The following is a 20,867-nucleotide window of genomic DNA, read 5'->3' as shown; positions in this document are numbered from 1 at the left end:
TTAAACAATACATTTGCAAAATATTATCAATTAAAAAGAAATCAAGGTAAAAAACATTACTCTGCTTTAGGTCATGTTGCTAAAAAGTTAATTCATGTTATATTTAAAATCCTTAAGGATAATGTTGTTTTTGATCCTGACTCTTTAAGATAATTAATATTGTTTAAAAAGCACATCATTTAGTGCTAATTTTGTTTTGTCTAAAATTTGATAATCTATCCAACTATATTTTTATTAATTTATACTTGACAAATCATAGTTGGTCTCCTTTTTGTATAAATTAAAAACTCTTTATTCCCTTTACTTCCAAGTATTGGTGAATCTATAACTTCTTTAATTTCATAATTATTCTCTTTAAAACATGATATAACCTTTTTAATAGCTTCATCATGATATTCTTCTTCAATTACAATACCATTTTTTGAAATCTTTTCTTTACCTACTTCAAATTGTGGCTTGATTAAAGCTATTACTACCGTATTTTTTTTTGAAAATTTTTCAAAATATGGAATTACTTTTGTTAAAGAAATAAAAGAAACATCAATAACAATAAAGTCAACTTTTTCATTTAATTCTAAATCTTTAATATGAATTTGTTCAAGTGAAATTACTCTACTATCTGTTCTTAGTTTGTAATCTAACTGATTAGTTCCCACATCATTTGCAAACACTTTTATTGCTCCATTTTGTAAAGCACAGTCTGTAAATCCTCCTGTAGATGCACCAATATCTAATACAACTTTATTATTAAAGTCTAATTCCCAATATATAATTGCTTTTTCAAGTTTTAATCCTCCACGGCTTACATACTTCAATTTGTTTTTTATCCTAATTTCTTTTATATTTTCTTCTTTAAATTGTGTCCCTGCTTTAGTTTCAACCTTATCATTAATAATAACATTTCCTATCATAATTTCTCTTTTTGCTTTTTCTCTTGTGTCAAAATGACCAAGTTCAACTAAAAGTACATCTAATCTTTTTTTCATTTTATGATAATAAGTATCCTTTCATTAAAAATGATATCACTACACCTAATATTGCTCCGACTAAAACTTCAAGTGGTGTATGTCCAAGAAATTCTTTTAATTCTTTAATTTCTTCTTTATATAAAAAACGTTTTTCATCAATAATTGAATTTAAAATTTTAGCATGTTTTCCAGCTTCTTGCCTAATACCTGTTGCATCATACATTGTAACAATTGCAAATAAAACTGCAATTGCGAATTCAACAGTATTATATCCCTTCACAATTCCTATAGAAGTACATAATGCCATTGTTGAAGATGAATGTGAACTTGGCATCCCACCTGTAGAAAATAATCTACTGAAATCAACTTTCTTGCCAAAAAATAATGGAGAAATACATTTATATATTTGTGCTGCAAATGCTGCAATAAAAACTATATCTAGTATTTTATTCCCAAGTATAAATCCATTATTCATTCATTTCACGACGCTTTTTTTTGAATTCTAAAAACTCTCTTGTTATATCTCCAATCTTATTTTTATCCCTCTTTTCCTTAAAGAAAATCATAGTCTTTCCAACTGAACCCACAAATGTACATTTAGCTTTAGCTTCAATTTCATTTACTAACTCTAACGTAACATCTTCTAAACTATTTTGTAAAAGTTTAACTTTCATTAATTCATTTTTTTCAATATATGATTTTATACTATCAATTACAGCATCTGTAACCCCTTCTTTTCCTACTCTAACAACAGCATCTAAATCATGTGCTCTTTTTCTTAAAAAATTTCTCTCTTTACTATTCATCTTTTCTCTCCCAATCTAGCTCTTTTTTCTATTTATTATATCATATTTTGTAGTATTTACCAAACATTATATGCATTTTGGCAAAGAAAATATTTAAAAAGAAAAATGTCCAAAAAAATATTTTTGGACAATTTTTTAACTAACTCCCATCTCGAAAGCATAAGGATTATATTTTCCAGATTGAGTCTTAATTGATTTAATTATTTTTTCAACTTCATTTTCATCTTCAAAAGTAAAATCTAATCTTAATTCATCTAAATTTAAAGAATAAATTAGATCTAATTTTGGTATTAAATTCATAGGTTTATATAGGTATAGTTCAATGTTATCAAGTTCATTTTTTACTACTTTATATCTATCAAAATGTTCCCCTTGAATTTCTTTATATTTTTTATTATCTATTGTATGTTCAATATACATTGTTTTTAAACTTCCGTAAATTACTAACCCTCTTTTTAACACAGTATTTGTCATTAATTTAAGTTGCTTATAATTTAATTCGGGTGATAAAAATACAGTATCCACGTTTTCAAAACTAGAATATACATCAACACTTATATTGTTAAATACATTAAAATTCCAATTAATAGCTTGATTTTTATAACCTTTTTCTCTACCTTTAATTAATTGATATAAATTAGAAACTAAATTTGTTTCTTGATTTAAAATAGGATTAGAGATATTTTTTTGTTTTGCAATATCAAAATTTTCTCTATATATTTTAGAAATCCCTAATTCTCTGCATTTTGCTTCCTGTTCATCTGTTCTACAAAAAGCTGAAAAAATGGGACTAGTTGGTTTATCTAGCTTAGGGTATTTAAATTCAATATATTCTCTTTCTTCATGTTTATATGAATCTACTAATTTTTCAGCTAATTTTTCAACCAACGCTCTTTTTAATTGTTTAATTTTGCTAAACGGAATAAACGCTTCTCCATCATAATTTACTTCAATATTTTCAATTTCAAAATCAGTGTCTCCTAATTCAGAAAGTTTAGAAATAATATCTTCCTCTGTAATTTTTTTATTTGCAGTAGAGTCTAAAATCTCACCTTTAACAAACGCTTTTATTTCTTTTTTAAAGTTATTTAATGTTGAAAACTCAATATATATCTCTTCATTTAAGTTTGCTATAACTTTAGCATTTATTTTTTTAAATCTTTTTTCTATTTTAATATCATGATTTATTCTATCATTTATTTCTTTTGAATAATTTTTATAAACATATCTAGCGCCTTTAGGTATGTCCGATAATCTTATGATATCACCTTTTTGTGCATTTTGTACTTTAGTTCCATTCTTAAAAATTTTATTTACATATACTCCATCAATCTTTTCAAAAAATTGATTTACATATTGAATACCATCTCCTAGAATTAAATCATCAAATATTTTTATTTCATTATTTTCAATTTTACCAAGCAAATATCCAAAATTCGATGAATATTTATGATTCATTAATTTATCATCAAGATAAAAATAACCTTTAGAGTATCCTCTATTAAATAATTTATAGCTTTCACTTTCTCTACTTTTTCCTGATAAAACATCTCTATAATATGAAACTGTTTCATATATGTATTCTGGTTGTTTTTTTCTTCCTTCAACCTTTATAGCATCTATTCCTATAGATTTTAATTTATTAATTTCTTCTTCTTGCAATAATTGATCATTTGGAGATAAAAAATATGAAAGTTTTCCCTCTTCATCTTTAAATTTCTTTCTACATGTATAAGCACACATTCCTCTATTACCACTTCTACCTCCGATAAAACTAGAAACATAGCAATTACCTGAATATGAAATACACATTGAACCAGATACAAAAACTTCAAGTTCTATATCTGTATTTTCTCTAATTTCTTTTATTTCCTCAAAAGATAGTTCTCTTGCTAGAACAACTCTTGAAAGTCCTAGTTCTTTTAAATAGTTTGCTTCTACATAATTTGCAACTGTCATTTGCGTACTCCCATGTAGTACTAAATCTGGAAAATTAGTTTTTAAAAATTTAATTAAACCAAAATCTTGGACAATTACGGCATCAACACCATGTTCATATATTGGTTTAAAATTCTTATATACTGATTTTATTTCCATATCTCTCATAATAGTATTAAGTGCAAGTAAAACCTTAACACCTTTTTTATGAGCATAATCTATCCCATCTAATAATTCTTGCATTGCAAAATTATCATTATTTCTTCTTGCACCAAATCCTTTTAAACCTAAAAAGACTTCATCTGCTCCCGCTTTTATAGCAGCATCTAATTTTTCAAAATTTCCTGCTGGTCCAACTATTCTCATTTTTACTCCTCATTATATGTTGGTTCTATATGATATATTACTCTTTTTATATTTGAATATCTAAATTTTATTTTTTTCTCTGCTATCACTGAAATTTCATGAGCTCTTTCTAATGTTAAATCTGATTTCACTCTAATATCAGCAATAATATATATATTTTTACCAACACTAGTCATATATATATCATGTATATTTTCAATTTCTTTTACTTCTAGTGTAAGTAATTTAACATTTAACAATAAATTTTCATCTTGTGAATCCATTAAAATCAAAGTATTTTCTCTAACTATTTTGTAACCTTGTAATATTAAATATCCTGAAATTATTATTGATAATAATGCATCCATATTTGGAGAAATATATTTTGAAATTAATAATCCTAAAACAACTGAAGTTGACAATAATATGTCAACATTATAGTCGACTAAAAGTGCTTTTATTAATGGGTTAGTATATTTTTTTGAGATAAAATAAACATAAAGATATTGTAATATTTTAATTAATACTAATAGCAATGAAACTATTACTATTATTAAAAATTTATCTGTGATTTCTGGAAATTCTTTTCTTGCCAACATTGATACTCCATCTTTTAATACACCAAATGAAGTAAATATTATTACTACCCCAATTATTAAGCTAAATACTGATTCAACTTTACCATGACCAAAAGGGTGCTCTTCATCATTTGGTGTTTTCCCAATATTTGCTCCTACCAATACTAATATATTATTAATTAAATCTGCAAATGAATTTATACCATCTGCAATTAATGAATTTATTGTAAAAGAATATCCTAAAAACAATTTAAATGCAGCTAGTATTATATTGATAATAATCGAAATTTTACTTACTTTTATTGTTGAATTTAGTTCATCAATTTCTTCTTTTAAGTTTGTCCTTGTATAAATATCATTTATTTTCATAAAATCATTTTTCTCAAGAAAATTATCAACTCTTTTATGTTTGTTTACGACTATTTGGTCATACCCTAAGTCAATGCTATCATAAATTGCGTAATTTAATAATTTAGATCCATATCCACTATTTCTATAATCCTCTTTTATATATATTTGATCTATTACTAATTTATCTTCTTTTTTTAAAATTAAGTAGCCAAAAATTCTATGTTCAAATGATATAGCATAATAAATATTATTTTCTTCATGTTTTATATTTTTAAACTCATAAAGATCTACATAGTCAACTTTACTTATTCTCATATTTTCTCCCTATATAATAAAAAAAGCTAGATTACTAGCTATTACCATACACCAATTAATCGAATAAGCCCAATATTGGTTTCATGTAGTATCAACTCAAAACTAGCTACCTCATAAACCTAGAAATCTCAACTTAATGCTGCTCCGTTCCCGACCTGACATAGTTCGCTGAATCTCTACAATACAAGACTATTTTCTCAACATCAATAAAACATGGCGTGAACACCAGAATTATCCTCAAAATTGGTATCATCCCTGCTAAAGCGGACTTCAGGTACAAGGACCCGCTACTTCCCCGACTCGTATGGTAAAACTATTATAACATTTTTTTTATATTTTATCAATAGCAGTTATAAAATAATTTATATATTAATTATATACCCAAAATAGATTTTTTTTAATTAAAATAAAGGAATAACCCTAAGATTATTCCTCTTACCCTATTCACTTCTTAAAGCTTCCATTGGTGATAATTTAGATGCTTTTTTAGCTGGGTATATTCCAAATATTAAACCAGTCCCCATAGAAACTATAAGAGCTATTATTAATACTTTAGGTTTTAATATAGGTGTTATTTCAAATGGTATACCTACTAAGAAAGCAAGTGACATACCAAAAATAACTCCAGTTAATCCTCCAACTAAAGTAAGAGTAACTGCTTCAATTAAAAATTGTAATAATATATCCTTATTTTTAGCTCCTATCGCTTTTCTTAAACCTATTTCTGTAATTCTTTCAGTAACTGAAACTAGCATTATATTCATTACACCTATACCTCCTACAGCAAGTGAAATTCCTGCAACTAGAGATATAAATATTGAAATTTTATCTAAAATATCTGTAGCTTGATTTATGTCATCTGAATATTGTTTAACATCATATATATCTTGTCCTGAAGCCTTTGCATTTAAATACGTTTTAATATTTTCAACTGTTTTTTCCATTTGTTTTTCATCTATAACCTTTATTGTAACTCCCATGTTAAATTCTTTTGTTGGGAATTGTTTTTCAGTTGTAATTATTGTTACATAATTATTTCCAAATGTTTTTTTAGCTTTTTCTTCAGGTTCAATAATAGTACCTACTATTGTTAGTTTAACTTCCGAACCATCTTCATAAGAGTTGAAGGTTACTTGTTTACCTAAGGCATTTTTTTCAGAGCCAAACATACTAATGCCACTTGTTCTACCAATCAATCCTAAATTATTTTTTGTTCTAAATTCTTCATCTGTAAATGGACGGCCAATAGAAATTTTTGTATCTAAGGCTTCAAAAGCATTTTTACTTAATGGATTAACAATATAAAACATATCTTTATCATCATATCCACCAGTACTACTATCAATAAATACTTTATCTATATTTTTAATTTTTTCAATTGCTCTCATATCTAATTCATCAAAATAATAGTTTCTACTTTTTTGTATTTTTTTAAATTTTTGTTGATTAATATTTACACTTATTAATTTAGAATAAGTTTTTGTAACATCACTTAATAAACCATCTTGGAATCCAGCACCAAGAGATGATATCATTACAACAGAGCCTATACCAACTATAATCCCAAGTGTTGTAAGAAATGATCTCATTTTGAAACCATATAAACTTTTAAGAGATAATTTTATTAATTCAAATATGTTCATACTATCCCCTTCTCTCTTTTACAATTTCATCAGAATTTATTACTCCATCTCTTAATCTGATAATTCTTTTAGTATGCTGTGCTACCTCTTCCTCATGAGTTACCATTATTATTGTAACTCCTCTATCATTTAGTTCCTTAAATATTTTTAGTATTTCTTCTCCAGATTTACTATCTAAATTTCCTGTAGGTTCATCAGCAAAAATTATCTTTGGATCATTTATTAATGCTCTTGCAATTGCAACTCTTTGTTTTTGACCTCCTGACATTTCAACAGGTCTGTGATTTATTCTATCTCCAAGCCCTACCATTTCTAGAGCTATTTTAGCTTTTTCAATTCTAGTTTTTTTATCTATACCTTTATACATTGCAGGTAATTCTACATTTTCTAAGGCAGTTAATTTTGGAAGCAAGTTATATGCTTGGAATACAAATCCAATATTTTCATTTCTAACTGTCGAAAGATCATCTTCTTTCATCTCAGAAACATCTATACCATTTAATATATATGTACCAGTCGTTAAATTATCTAAACAACCTAAAATATTTAAAAAAGTTGACTTTCCACTTCCTGAAGGACCCATTAGAGCAACATACTCTCCTTCACTTACTGATAAGTTTAAGCCTTTAAGTACTTCTAAGGAAAGTTTACCATTTTGATATACTTTAGTAACATCCTTAACTTCTATCATTGTACTTTATCTCCTTCTTTATATAATTTTTCAGTATTATTTAAAATTTTATCTCCTTGTTTAATACCTGATTTAATTTCATAAACTTCATTATTAGTTTTACCTAATACAACTTCATTTCTTTTAACTTTTCCATCTTGATCTACAGTATATACATATGTTTTATTATCTTCAAATGATACATCTAAGAAATTAACAACTACAGCATCTTTTATACTATCAAGTACTATATTTAATTTAACTAAATCTCCTGGTTTTAATCCAGAACTTGCATCAATTTTAATTATCACATCTGTAACTGCATCATTAAATTGTTGATTTTTCTTTGAAATTTTTGAGATTTCAGTAATAGTTGCTTCAATTACTTTTCCATCTTCTAATGATTCAGATGTTATATTAACTTTATCTCCCTCTTTAATACTTTTTACTTTAGAATTTGGGACTTCAGCTTGTATTTTTAAGTTTTCAACATCTACAATTTTAAATAAATATTTGCTTTGATCAATCTTTAAGTTTTCATCTACATTTGACTCTGTTATTACACCTGAAACTGTAGATAATATTCTATTTGAAAATTCATCACTATTACTATATGCATTTCTTAAATCAATTTGAGCTAAACGAACTGCATCGCCTAATCTATCAACTTCATTTTTAGAAACACCACCAATTTTATACAACGATAGTACATCATTATATTCTTTTTGTATTGCTGATAAATTTATTTTTAGTTTATCTATATTTGAATTTATTTCTTGTAAGCTTGATGAATCTAATTCAACTAAAACATCACCTTTTTTAACTACATCTCCAGTTCTAAAATTAACTCTATTTACTTTTCCAGGTAAATTTGAAAATATCAATACTTCTTTTTCACTAAATACTTCTCCTGAAACTTCGTACTTTAATTCAATACTTTGTTTTGTAGCTTCATATGTTTGAACCATTTCTCCATTTTGAACTTCAATAGAAGAACCTGAAAAAATTTTTGCTCCTAATCCTATTATCGCTAATAATGCTATTCCTAATAATATTTTTTTTGTTCTACTTAATTTTTTCATTATTTAACACCTCTTTTTATTTTTAAATTATATAAACTAACATCTAACATTGATTCTTCTAAATCAATTTTACTTCTCAATAGTTCATTTCTTTTTTCTAAAAGTGTAATATATTTTTCAGAACCAAGTTCAAATTTTCTTTCAACTATCTTAAGCTCGTTTTCTAAATTTTTAACTTTTGTTCTGTTTAAAATAAATTTAAATAAGATTGCATTATATGCATTTTTTTCTTCTAAAAACATTTTTTGTTCTAATAATTTTAAATCATCTTTTTTCTTTTGTATTTCTTGTTTCAATTCTTCCATTTCGTCATATTCACTTGTAACAATATCAAAACTTTTTGCTACAGTCACTCCTGCTGTAAATGCATTATTTTTAATATCATAACCAACAGCTGGAGTAATTAAAGGTAATTTATTCATCATAAAATCTTTTGTTTGATTATATTCTGTTTTTGCTATTTCTAATTCTTCCATAACTATATATTTTCTCTTAACATATTCCATTAAGATTTTATCATCAAGTCTTTTACCATCAAAGTTTAAATCTAAATTCATTAATTCTATATCATTTGATAATAAATTAATTTTAATTTGCTCAAGTGTATCTTTATCTAATGAAAATCTTAATTCTGAAAGCTCTAAATTACTTTTAGCAACATCATAATCGTATTTTGAAATTGCACCAATCTGATAACTTTTTTCAATATTTTTTCTATCTTGATCAAATTTTACTTTTTCTTTTTCATTTAATTCAACAATTTTCTTTTGTAAATTGTATTTTTTTAATAACTCAAGTTTATCAAACAATTCTTTTTCTTTCTCTGATTCCAATTTAAATTTTGAAATTTGATAATCAATCTCATTTTCACCAATTCTATTATAGAAATATTCATTAATTGTTTTTGAAGCATTAATACTATGACTAGCAATATTTTTATTAAATAAATCAAATGAAAGATTATAATTAATAAATGCATAATTAATATTATTGCTTTGAACTAGTCCATGTCCTGCAGCAGTTTTAGAATAGTCAATTCCAGTGCTAACATTAATTTTATTGAAATCCATAAGATTACTTTTTAATCTATCTTTTTCTAGTTTATTTTCTTTTATAATATATGTAGAGTTAACTTTCTCATCTAATTTTTTTATGTTATTTTCAGCAAAAATAATGCTTGAAAACATCATAAAAAATAATGTTATTTTCTTCATATAAATCTCTCCTCCTTTATTTTTTTTCACCTTTATCATTAAAAACTATTCTTAAAGTAACTTCTGTTATTAAAAATGGTATTAATAATAGAATAATTTGTATAAAAATTAAAGACGTGAATTTAGATTTATCATAAATTCCTGTAAAAATTACTGAAATAATTCCAAATAATAAAAATAATCTTGAAAACATTTTATTAGCAAAAATCCAAGTTTCTTGAGATAGCATAGACCACTTAGTCCTATATCCATAAAGTTTATTTACTTTTGCTGGAAATCTTTTAGTCCAAAGATAGCCTAAAAGTATCATTAATACTGGAGTTAAAAATACATTTATTAATAAAAATAATTCCATTTTATCACCTATCTATACTATTTCTAGCTTTTTTTCTTTCATTTTCAGTTAATAATTTTTTTCTAAGTCTTATTTCATTTGGTGTTATTTCAACTAATTCATCATCATTAATATATTCAAGTGCCATTTCTAATGTAAATACTCTTGCTGGAGCTAATTTTACATTATCATCTGATCCTGCCGCTCTCATATTTGTAAGTTTTTTACCTTTACAAGCATTAACAACTAAATCATTGTCTCTTGTATGTTCTCCTACTATCATACCTTCATATACTTCAACACCTGGTTCAACAAATAAAATACCTCTTGGTTGTAAGTTATTTAAAGCGTATGCAAATGTAGTTCCATTTTCCATTGAAATTAATGCACCTTTTCTAAAATTAGGAACATCTCCTTTATATTTTTCATAATCATAAAATGTATGATTTAAAATACCTGTACCTCTTGTATCTGTTAAGAATTCATTTCTAAATCCAATTAAACATCTTGCTGGAACTTTAAATTCAAGCCTTGTATAACCATCTCCACCTTGAACAAGATTTGTCATTTCACCTTTTCTAACTCCAATTTTTTCAATTACTACACCAACAAACTCATCTGCTACATCTATTGTTGCATATTCAATTGGCTCAAGTAAAACTCCATCAACCTCTTTAAATATTACCTTTGGTTTTGATACTTGTACTTCATAACCTTCTCTTCTCATATTTTCTAAAAGTATTGATAATTGAAGTTCTCCACGACCTTTTACTAAGAATACATCTGGAGAATCAGTTTGTTCAAGTTTCATACTCACATTGTGATTCACTTCTTTTGTTAATCTTTCCAATATATTTCTTGAAGTAATAAATTTCCCATCTCTTCCTGCAAATGGTGAGTCATTTACAATAAAGTGCATTGCTAGAGTTGGTTCATCAATATCAATTAAAGGTAATGCTCTAACATTATCTTTATCAGAAATTGTTTCTCCTATATCTACACCTTCTATCCCTGCAACTGTTATTATTTCTCCAGCACTTACTGTTTCTAATTCAACTCTTTTTAATCCTTCATATCCATATATTCTACTAATTTTAGATTTTACTTGATTCCCATCTCTTTTTACTAATACTATATCTTGATTTCTAGAGATAGTACCATTATATACTCTTCCTGTTGCAAGTTTACCAACATATTCATCATATTCTATATTAGTTACAAGCATTTGAAGAGTTTCATTTATATCTCCTTCAGGTTGAGGTACTTTTTCGATAATTAAATCAAATAAATCCTTCATATTTTGTCTATCATCTTTTAAATTTAATTTAGCAATACCTGCTTTTGCTGATGCATAAACCACCGGAAAATCTAGTTGTACATCATTCGCACCTAATTCAACAAATAAATCAAATACCATATTAACAACATTTTCTGGATCAGAATTTGGTCTATCAATTTTATTAATAACTACAATTGGGTTTAAACCATGTTCTAAAGCTTGTTTTAATACATACTTTGTTTGTGGCATTACTCCTTCAAATGCATCAACTAAAAGTAATACTGAATCAACCATTTTTAATATTCTTTGTACCTCTCCTCCAAAATCTGAGTGACCAGGTGTATCAACAATATTAATTTTATACCCATTATAATGTATTGAAGCATTCTTTGAAAATATTGTTATTCCTCTTTCTCTTTCAATGTCATTACTATCCATTACTCTTTCTTGTAATTTTTCATGTTGAGAAAAAGTTCCAGATTGTCTTAATAAAGCATCTACTAGTGTTGTTTTCCCATGATCTACGTGTGCTATAATAGCTATGTTTTTAATTTTCATTTTCTTAACCTTCCTATATTTCATCATAATATTATAGCATTTTTTCTAATCTTTGTATATATTTTCATGTTAACAGTACCGTCGTTATATTTATATAGTACACCATAACAATATTAATGTCAAGAAAAAAATAAAAATACTGACCTAAGCCAGTATTTTTTATAGATAATAATGGTGGGTAGCATTATTTTAAAAGCTCATAAGATACTCCTATTTTATAGAGCTTTTCAACTGGGATTAAACTTATACCTCCATCAATATGTAATCGATGTTCTTTTTTTAATAATATATCTAACCCCATTCCTAAATCTAAATTTATATCATTTTCAAGTTGTACATTTGAATATCTATCTTTATCTTTAAATTTAAATACTAAATTATTTTCTTTTTTTATTTTTTTATCAAATGTAGTCTCTATGAAAAAATTATATATATTTTCATCAATTTCTTTTTCTAAACCTAATTTTAAATTTCCACCTGCACTATACATAAAATTATTTTTTACCAAAACATCTGTATTATTAAATTTAAGTTTTGAATTTATATTACTTCCATAGAGCATAAAAGCCAATGGTTCTACATAAAATATTGAACCGAAACTTTTTTTATACATTAAACCTACCCCTCCTACAATTGAATTTGAGGAATAATTATCTTTAATTTTAAAATCTTTATTAAATTCATTTAAACTTACAAAATTTATACCATAATCTGGTAAAGTACCTTCAATAATTACACCTATATCAAAACCATGTAAATCTTTATTAGTAAATTTCTTATATTTAGTGTTGATGTAACCCCCGTATACTCCAACACCAAATATATTTCCATCGTTATTAATATTTTTTATGAAAAAAATATCTGTATTATTTTTATATGAATTTTTACTAACAAATGATTTATTTATAATACCAAAATTAAACTTAGTATCCTCATTATCAAGACTTGTTAAAAAACTTTCCCCCGAACTTTCTATTTTACCAATCTTATATCTTGATTTCAATTTGTCTTTTAACAAGTCTAACTTCTGTGACATATTTATAGAATATTCATCTATTTCTGATCTTGCATGTACATCTAAACCTTCATATTTTAAATTTTCTACATCATTTTTTTCTCTTTCTCTCTCTTTCTTTATTTCATCAATTTCTCTATCTTTTTCTATCTTTATTTTTTCAATCTCTTTTTTTAAATTTTTTATTTCCTCGCTTGTATTAATTTTAGCATTATTATTTGCCAATACAACATTAGAATAAATTAAAAATAATAATATTAATTTTCTCATTTTCCCCCCTATTTTATTTCCTGAATTCCTTCAACTGGGTATCCTGGTGGCCAAAATATTCCATTAATTTTAAAATAACCACCTTTTACTCCCATTTTTTTATTTACATAATACTTACTAAATTTAATCTCCCTATCTTGGTTACCCCCTAAACAGATATATTGCTTTTTATCATCTGTTATTCCTAATATGAAGGTAATGTGTCCATGACCTGTCGAATTATTATTTTCATCATATTTTGTATAAATTACAATAGAACCATATAACGATTTATCTATTCTATTTAATTTTTTAATCATTTCTTGTGAAGAAGGAGTTTTATATGATCCAATTCCTGAGATATGTAATATCCAATTTGCAAAAGAAGCACACCACGGTTTTTGGCTATTTGCATCAATACCTCCACCTATTTTATGATATTCAACTATTTTTCTTTTAAATTCTTCATTAAGAGTCATATTTCTTTTTCTATTTTTATACCTATTATATTCTTTTAACAAATATCTAATCCAAATTGGCTCATTTAAATTTCTACCTTCATCCACCTCATAATCCGAATTAATAAAATTACAGTCTTTTAAATATTCTTCAACAAAATCATGAGCATTAATATTTTTCCCATATTTTTCGTAAATTTTTGTTCCTTTATTATTGTTTTTTCTATTGATAAAACAATAATAATATTCTTTTACTACTTCAGATACATCAGAAATATCAATAATTTTTAGATCATCATAAATTGCATACTTGTAGTCAATTTTATCTTCAAAATATTTAAGTTTTAAAAAACTTGCTAGTATCTTTTCAGATTCTCTCATAAATATTTCTAAATTTTTAATGAATTTCATTGAATTTTCTTTCATCAGATAAAATTCATTTATTTTTTTAAAAGAAATAATCCTGTCATTTAAAAATTCTTTAAGTTCAAACTTAGTCCTAAATGGACTTATCTTTTTGGTCTTATTATCACTTTGAATATTACTTACTTTAATCTCTGATTTTAAAACATTTTTATTTATTGTCGATTCTAAAGTTATTAACCCTCCAACAGAACAATTGATATTTGAACTAATTAATAGTGCTCTAGCATTTAAATATGTAATATTTGATACATTATTCCAATTACTTGTTAAAATATTAATAGAACAAATTTTAGATAAAGCACATGTAGCAAATGGCGTAATTAATTTATCATTTTCAGTTAATACCATATCTCCTTTAACAAAAGTATTAACACTACCTGTTATAAATCTACTTGGAGTAGGACACATACTACACTTTACTAAAACACTTGTAGTTGCAATTGTTTCAGATTTTAAAATTTTATTTTTTTCATCTTCATAAAATGATTTATAGAAAAAATAAATACCTCTAATTTTCTTTATCTCACAATGTTTTTCTAAGCTAATACTTGTTGGAAAAATATTCAATATACTTGATTTATCAATTGATCTTGTAGAATCTTTAGTATATTCATCATAATTTTTATCAATACTTGAATTTAATAATTCTAATAATTTATTACTATACCTAAATTTATTTTTAAGTAAAGCAATAATCATTTTTGTAATATTTAATTCACTACCAATTTCATCTAATCTTGAATAATCATCTTCTGCTAGTCCATTAGTAAGTTCATCCAACAAAATAAGTATATTTCTACAGTGATTGGCATCTTTAATATCAATACCATCAAAATTTTCTTTTTTAAAATTTAACCTCTTCTTTATATATTCAATTAAAATATTGTCAAAAATCCTTCTAGATCTTGGATAAATTCTCACCCCTTTTGAATCCACCTCAAAGCTTTTTTTTACTAAATTGTTTATCTTAAGAAAATCTAGAATTCTTTTATCACCTCTAATCTTAACATCGTCTATATCTTTCTTACCAAATTTCAAATAGTCGTATTCTGTTAAATCAATTTGATAATCTATTCCAGTATATTTTAGATTTCTATTTATTAACTCACTAACTTTTGATAAGAACAAATTTTTTGTGAAAGATTTTATTTTGTTTAAAAGATTTTCATTGATATATCTACAACTATATTCTCCCAAACAATTTTCTAATTTTCTTAATTCTTCTTCTCCTTTGTTATTCTTTAGAATTAAATATATCATATCTTCAATATTTAACTTTTTATCTTTTTTTGAAATATCTCTAAAATCATCATAACCTCTTTGTCTAATTACATCACCTATACCTGAATTATCTTTACTATTTTTTTCATAGTTATTAAGTATTGTATCTATGTCTTCGTTATCATCTTCTAAAGTATCTCTATTGGTTGTTTTTTCAATATAATGACTAGGTTTTTGATTATATTCTTTTGATTCATACTTTTCTTTTAATAATCTATTTACATCATTATTTTGCTTTACCATTTTTTTTGTTGTTTTATCAACAAATTTCTCTGTTTCAAAGTCTTTTATTTTTATCAATTCCGAATCCTTAAAAGTATCATTTAATTTTTTAACATCTAAGGTATTATTCTTTTTATTTTTTATTAACTCTAAGATTACCTTTAAAATTTCTGGATTCTTAAGAGCATCAATAACAGAAGAGAGGCTTGTTTTACTATCTTGTCCAAAAAAATCTTTTTTATCATTTTCAGGAATTTTTTCAATAAATTCCTCATCTTCCTTATTTTCAATTGGTACTACAACTTCTTCAATTTTTTTGATAAATATATTTGCTATATCTATTATTTCAAAATTTTTATAATATTCAGTTATTGGAATCATATTATGATCAAGATATATTCCATTCTTTTCTTTCAAAAAATCTTTTGTAGATTTTATACCAAATATAAAAGCCGTTGCTAAAATTCCAGCTATATTTATTTTTAAATTTTTACCTCTATAATCAATAAGATTTATAAAATTTGAGTTTTTAGATTTTATATTTTTAAAGTCTATCTCACTATGATTGTAAAAATACTTTATTTTTTCATCTACATAAATTTCTTGATCATTAAATTCTTGTAATATTGGATTTATTTCTTCAGCGATATCCATTAATTCCATAATTATTAACTCATTTTGCATCTCATGGCCTTCTGTTGTGTAGACCAGGTAGTCAAAGTCTGTGTTTGGGAATTTTTCTACCACTTTTAGCTTATTTAATGAATATCTTCCAAAAGTGTAATCATCAATATCATTATATGTTTTTAATAAGAATATATCTGCTAATTTATCAAAAAATCAGTAATTTCTTTTGTCTTTTTTATTTCCTCAACTTTATTAAAATCCATTTATTCACCTCTTAATCATTATGAATTTTTTTCCCCTTTAAGAGTATATCCCCATCACTAATAAAACTTAAACTCTTTCCTTTATTTTTTATCATCACCTCTTTCCCATAAATTTGTAAATCATCATTTGCCTCAATTGCTATATCAAAATCCGATGCTAACCCTAATTTTTCTTTTGTTTTTAATAATATATCTTTACTATTTAGTATAATCTCACCTCCTAAAATATCAATCTTATTTTTAAAATTGACTTTAAATACATCCTTGTTAAAATTTAAATCTAATTCTTTATTTAAATAATTTCTTTTTTCTCCATCATTAAATCTCGAACTATTTTCATTTTCTAAACTCCATGAAACCTTCATGTTGTTTTCATCTTCATTTATGAATATAACATCAACAACATCATTAACTTCTGGAGTTGGAAATAATCCAGTACTTGATTGTGAGTAGAAAGTTTTATATGGTATGCTAACATAGTTTTTACCAAATTCCTGTATTTTACCAAAATTCATAACTAAAAATTCACTAAAATCTACATTCATATAAGCTTTTTCGTCTTCTGAAAATATTTTAACCACTCTCCCCTTTAAAGAGCTACCAATTATATTTAAATTTCTTTTTGATTTGATTTTAAAGTCTCCTACTTTAGTACAGGTTACTGTACTAAAGTAGAAATTATTTTTTAAACCAATTTCAGTTTCATTTACAATATATTTTTGATCTTTATATTTAATAATTTTTCCTAAAGAATATATTTTTTCTGATTCAAATTGTATCATGTAATTACCATTTAAGTATTTTTGTTTTACTTTAAGCAATTTCTTCTACCTCAAATAATTGTTCTTCACCAAAGACAATTATTCCTTCCCTATTAATAAATATTCTCTCATTAAAATCTGATAATACTCTCACTAAAAATGACCAGTCATCTTCATTAAATTGATAATAAACCCTTCCAATTTCCATGTTAATATTTTTAGAAATATGATAATTAAAACCATAATCTTTTAATACGTCTTCTATTACTTGTTTTACTGGTAATCTTGTATCTTGATAAAGTCTGACTAAACCTTTATTTAATGAAAGTCTTATACTTTCATCTACACCACATAATCTTACAACAATTGTTGAATCGTTTAATGGTTCAATTAGTAATTCTTTTATAAGACCTTTCATTTCTTTATTTTCTAATCCAACTATCTCATATGTAATTTCATCACTTTCTAAAATTATATTTAATTTTTCCTCATATTCTTTATCACATGAAAAGATTACTATATCTTCATTATGTGAGTTAAATTTACATTTTGATTTAAAATCATAAATGTATATATTTTCAAAAGTTATATTATTTATTCTTAAAACTACACATTTCATATTAACCCCCTATTCAATTTTTATTTTGTTATTTTGTAGTATTTTTTGCTTTAATAATATCAAATATTCTCCTATGTTTTCAACATTATATTTTTTTGTTATTTCTTCAATATACATTCCTTCAAAACTAATTTCAATAATTTCGTCTTCTGTTAGTATTTCTTGTATAATGATTTTTCTATAATCATCTATAGATTTACTCCAATTAAATATTTCTTTTAATTTTTTCTTACTATTTTCACGAATAGTTTTATCATTTGGATCATTTAAAAACTTTATTCCTAATAATACAGATATAGATTTATCACCTAAAACTAAACTGTCATTTCTTGATTTTATAGTATAATTTAAATCAAATATTTCCGCTTGTTCTATGTTTAAATTATCACTTCCCTTATTTATGATTACTTTATAGTTAAACAACTTATCCCTCCCTACTAAAATAATGTATTTTTTTCTATTTTTGAAATGCTTCTATGATCTAAAACAGTAAAATGTTTACCCCAATATACTTTTATTTTGTCATCGTTTTCTAAAAAATATTTTTCAATTGTTTTTATAAATCTATTTTTCTCAGAATTAAATCTATCTGTAACATATAGAACATTTTTATTTTTATCAAGATTCTTATAAAGTATATTTTTAGGAAATACTTCATCTATCATATTCTTTAATACATAATCTATATTTTTAGTTATTTTATATTTTAAAATATATTTTGCAATTATTTCCTTATACTCGCCTTTTAAATTCAAATCTTTAATAATATATTCATATATTTGTTCAAATATAGGTTTATTTACTCTTAGATCCATTGATGCTGCTAAAATAAATACAACATTTTTTTCATCCTCACTAAGTTCATTTACATCAACAAAATCATAAAAATCAGGATTTAAACTCGCTAGATATTTGTCAAAGTCATTTAAATATGCTGATACAAATTGCATTGTCGAAAAAAATGAACTACTATCAGTCTTTAATGTTTTTATTAATTTTGAATAACCTTCATACAATCCATATTTTTTTATATGATCAAATAGTACAAACCACGTAAAATTATAGAAATATGGAATTTTTCTTTCTAATACTCCTTTTGACATAATTTAAATCTTTTTCTAGGAAAAATCTCTTTTAAAATTTCACCCAAATATCTTAAAATATCATTTGGTGCATAAAAATTATTCTTAAAGAAAATCCCTAAATTTGTTACCTCCTCCCCTTGAATATTTTTTTCAAAATATATTTCATAATTCAAAACACTTTCTTTAAACATAGTATTTGACAAAATTATGTTTTTAATACATTCCTCATTTAACACTTTTAAATATCCAATTTCAATTTTATTTGAATACATCACCTCTTCTTTTAAATTACTGATTTTATATAAATTCCATAATTTATAATTAGAATTTAAAGTCCACACTTTTAAAAACTCTCCCGTATTTATTATTCCATATATATTTTTTTCTTTATCTACTACTAAGAATCTAAAATTAGAATCCAATTCAAATAAATATTCAAAATATATATTTTTTTCTGTTGGTATAATTTTTTTTGTTGCAAAAAAATTTACTTTTTCAATATTCCAATATAACTGATAATTAACTTTAACATTTTCTGTAAATTCTTCAAAATCAAAACTTATTTTTATTTCATTATCAAATTTCAAATCATACAAATTTAAATTCCCTGTAATTGAAATAATTTTTATATGATAAAATCGTTCAAATAAATGTAAAGGTAAATAATTTATATATAAATTATTTAGTTGAGCTATATTTTGAAGTATATCTACTTCTCCTTTATATCTCTCATCTTTTACTAACTTAAACTTAAACTCTGAAATTATTCCTTCTTTTTCTACTTGCCCAACAAATAATCTTTTTTCAATTAAATCCCTTTTATCTATATCAATTTCTAAATAGGCTGCAGAAATAAATTCAATATTTTCTTCATATTCATATTTTTCTAACATTGAATAAAATCCTTCTCTAGTCTTATTTGAAACTAAAAAATTTATTTCTAAATTATCTCTATCTTGGATAAAATTTTTATAATCATTTTCAAAATTTTTTTCAAACTTTTTATTCTTGTTATCAAATTCACAAAGTATATTATTTATAATTTCTATTCTTATGTCTTTTTTTTCCTCAATAACTTCTTCAACAGCTTCAAAATTTTCTGTTTTATTATTACCCTTAAATATCCCCCTCATTTTCACCTCGCTTTTCTTACTCATAATATAACCTTATTTTATAAATATGTCAATAGATAAGTTAAATATTTTTTTAAATTTATTCCACAAAATAAAAAAAACCTAATAAATTCTAGGATTTATAAGGTTTAAACTATATTGCGATTTTAAAAAACGTAGTTAACATTGTCATAATTATTCCTGCAACTATGATTCCCAAAGTTACTGCTGTAGCACTCTTTTTAAAGTCTATATCTAGTAGCGAAGCTGCTAGTATCCCACTATATGCTCCTGTTCCTGGAAATGGAATTGCAACAAACAATAGAAGTGCCAAGAAAAATCCATTACCACTCTTTAATAATATTTTTTCTCCTGCTTGATGTCCTTTTTTCAAAATATATGTGAAAGTTTTTCCTATATATTTTTTACCTTTACCCCAGTCCAATATTTTTTTTGCAAAAAAATATACAAATGGTATTGGTAAAATATTTCCAAAAACAGAAATAAGTATAGATGGTATAAGTGGTAATCCCATTAATTGAGATGATGGAATTGCACCTCTTAACTCTATAAATGGAGTTGCAGAAATAATGAAAATATAAAAATATTTCAATAACATAATTCTCCTTTTTTTATTTGTTTCATATATATTATCACATTATTACATT

At 24.5% G+C, this 20,867-nt stretch carries 19 protein-coding genes and 1 other RNA gene; all 20 read right to left on the bottom strand.

Annotation, left to right across the window (positions count from 1 at the left end):
* Positions 1–239: 239 nt before the first annotated feature.
* Positions 240–986: a TlyA family RNA methyltransferase gene (locus GM111_RS05605; protein ID WP_156299978.1), complete on the bottom strand. Its 747-nt coding sequence runs from the start codon at positions 984–986 to the stop codon at positions 240–242.
* A 1-nt stretch (position 987) separates the two neighbouring features.
* Positions 988–1,443: a divergent PAP2 family protein gene (locus GM111_RS05600; RefSeq protein ID WP_156299976.1), complete on the bottom strand. Its 456-nt coding sequence runs from the start codon at positions 1,441–1,443 to the stop codon at positions 988–990.
* Positions 1,436–1,774, bottom strand: coding sequence for a YhbY family RNA-binding protein (locus GM111_RS05595; protein ID WP_156299974.1), 339 nt, complete (start codon positions 1,772–1,774; stop codon positions 1,436–1,438). Before GM111_RS05595 ends, GM111_RS05600 begins: the two co-directional genes overlap by 8 nt.
* A gap of 135 nt (positions 1,775–1,909) precedes the next feature.
* On the bottom strand, positions 1,910–4,078 hold the full coding sequence (locus GM111_RS05590) for a peptidase U32 family protein (protein WP_156299971.1): 2,169 nt from the start codon (positions 4,076–4,078) through the stop codon (positions 1,910–1,912).
* A 2-nt stretch (positions 4,079–4,080) separates the two neighbouring features.
* Positions 4,081–5,301, bottom strand: coding sequence for a GNAT family N-acetyltransferase (locus GM111_RS05585; RefSeq protein ID WP_156299970.1), 1,221 nt, complete (start codon positions 5,299–5,301; stop codon positions 4,081–4,083).
* A 44-nt stretch (positions 5,302–5,345) separates the two neighbouring features.
* An RNA gene (gene ffs / locus GM111_RS05580) (signal recognition particle sRNA large type) lies at positions 5,346–5,609 on the bottom strand.
* Positions 5,610–5,741: 132 nt separating this feature from the next.
* Positions 5,742–6,944, bottom strand: a complete 1,203-nt coding sequence (locus GM111_RS05575) for an ABC transporter permease (protein ID WP_156299968.1) — start codon at positions 6,942–6,944, stop codon at positions 5,742–5,744.
* Position 6,945: 1 nt separating this feature from the next.
* Complete coding sequence (locus GM111_RS05570) at positions 6,946–7,635, bottom strand: ABC transporter ATP-binding protein (RefSeq protein WP_156299965.1); 690 nt, start codon at positions 7,633–7,635, stop codon at positions 6,946–6,948.
* Complete coding sequence (locus tag GM111_RS05565; RefSeq protein ID WP_156299963.1) at positions 7,632–8,696, bottom strand: efflux RND transporter periplasmic adaptor subunit; 1,065 nt, start codon at positions 8,694–8,696, stop codon at positions 7,632–7,634. Before GM111_RS05565 ends, GM111_RS05570 begins: the two co-directional genes overlap by 4 nt.
* Positions 8,696–9,910, bottom strand: a complete 1,215-nt coding sequence (locus GM111_RS05560; protein WP_197034502.1) for a TolC family protein — start codon at positions 9,908–9,910, stop codon at positions 8,696–8,698. The genes GM111_RS05565 and GM111_RS05560 overlap by 1 nt, the downstream gene beginning before the upstream one ends.
* Before the next feature lie 16 nt (positions 9,911–9,926).
* On the bottom strand, positions 9,927–10,265 hold the full coding sequence (locus tag GM111_RS05555; protein WP_156299960.1) for an SdpI family protein: 339 nt from the start codon (positions 10,263–10,265) through the stop codon (positions 9,927–9,929).
* Positions 10,266–10,269: 4 nt separating this feature from the next.
* Positions 10,270–12,081 carry a translational GTPase TypA gene (gene typA / locus GM111_RS05550; protein ID WP_156299958.1) on the bottom strand — a complete coding sequence of 604 codons (1,812 nt, stop codon included), beginning with the start codon at positions 12,079–12,081 and terminating at the stop codon, positions 10,270–10,272.
* 184 nt (positions 12,082–12,265) lie between these two features.
* Positions 12,266–13,366 carry a hypothetical protein gene (locus GM111_RS05545; RefSeq protein WP_156299955.1) on the bottom strand — a complete coding sequence of 367 codons (1,101 nt, stop codon included), beginning with the start codon at positions 13,364–13,366 and terminating at the stop codon, positions 12,266–12,268.
* 8 nt (positions 13,367–13,374) lie between these two features.
* Positions 13,375–16,416 (bottom strand): PAAR-like protein, encoded by a 3,042-nt coding sequence (locus GM111_RS05540; protein ID WP_156299953.1) that lies wholly within the window; start codon positions 16,414–16,416, stop codon positions 13,375–13,377.
* A gap of 217 nt (positions 16,417–16,633) precedes the next feature.
* Positions 16,634–17,443, bottom strand: a complete 810-nt coding sequence (locus GM111_RS05535) for a hypothetical protein (RefSeq protein ID WP_156299951.1) — start codon at positions 17,441–17,443, stop codon at positions 16,634–16,636.
* On the bottom strand, positions 17,436–18,002 hold the full coding sequence (locus GM111_RS05530; RefSeq protein ID WP_156299950.1) for a hypothetical protein: 567 nt from the start codon (positions 18,000–18,002) through the stop codon (positions 17,436–17,438). Before GM111_RS05530 ends, GM111_RS05535 begins: the two co-directional genes overlap by 8 nt.
* A 9-nt stretch (positions 18,003–18,011) precedes the next feature.
* On the bottom strand, positions 18,012–18,425 hold the full coding sequence (locus tag GM111_RS05525) for a hypothetical protein (protein ID WP_156299948.1): 414 nt from the start codon (positions 18,423–18,425) through the stop codon (positions 18,012–18,014).
* Positions 18,426–18,439: 14 nt separating this feature from the next.
* Entirely contained in the window at positions 18,440–19,105 is a 666-nt protein-coding gene (locus tag GM111_RS05520; protein WP_156299946.1) for a hypothetical protein, read from the bottom strand.
* Positions 19,087–20,244 (bottom strand): hypothetical protein, encoded by a 1,158-nt coding sequence (locus tag GM111_RS05515; RefSeq protein WP_197034501.1) that lies wholly within the window; start codon positions 20,242–20,244, stop codon positions 19,087–19,089. Before GM111_RS05515 ends, GM111_RS05520 begins: the two co-directional genes overlap by 19 nt.
* Before the next feature lie 109 nt (positions 20,245–20,353).
* Entirely contained in the window at positions 20,354–20,818 is a 465-nt protein-coding gene (locus tag GM111_RS05510; protein WP_156299942.1) for a COG2426 family protein, read from the bottom strand.
* Positions 20,819–20,867 lie beyond the last annotated feature (49 nt).

Origin of the sequence: Streptobacillus canis, assembly GCF_009733925.1 — a bacterium.
GTDB classification, from domain to species: domain Bacteria; phylum Fusobacteriota; class Fusobacteriia; order Fusobacteriales; family Leptotrichiaceae; genus Streptobacillus; species Streptobacillus canis.
The sequence above is the reverse complement of the archived record's forward strand: the minus strand, read 5'-3'. Positions and strand labels throughout refer to the sequence as shown.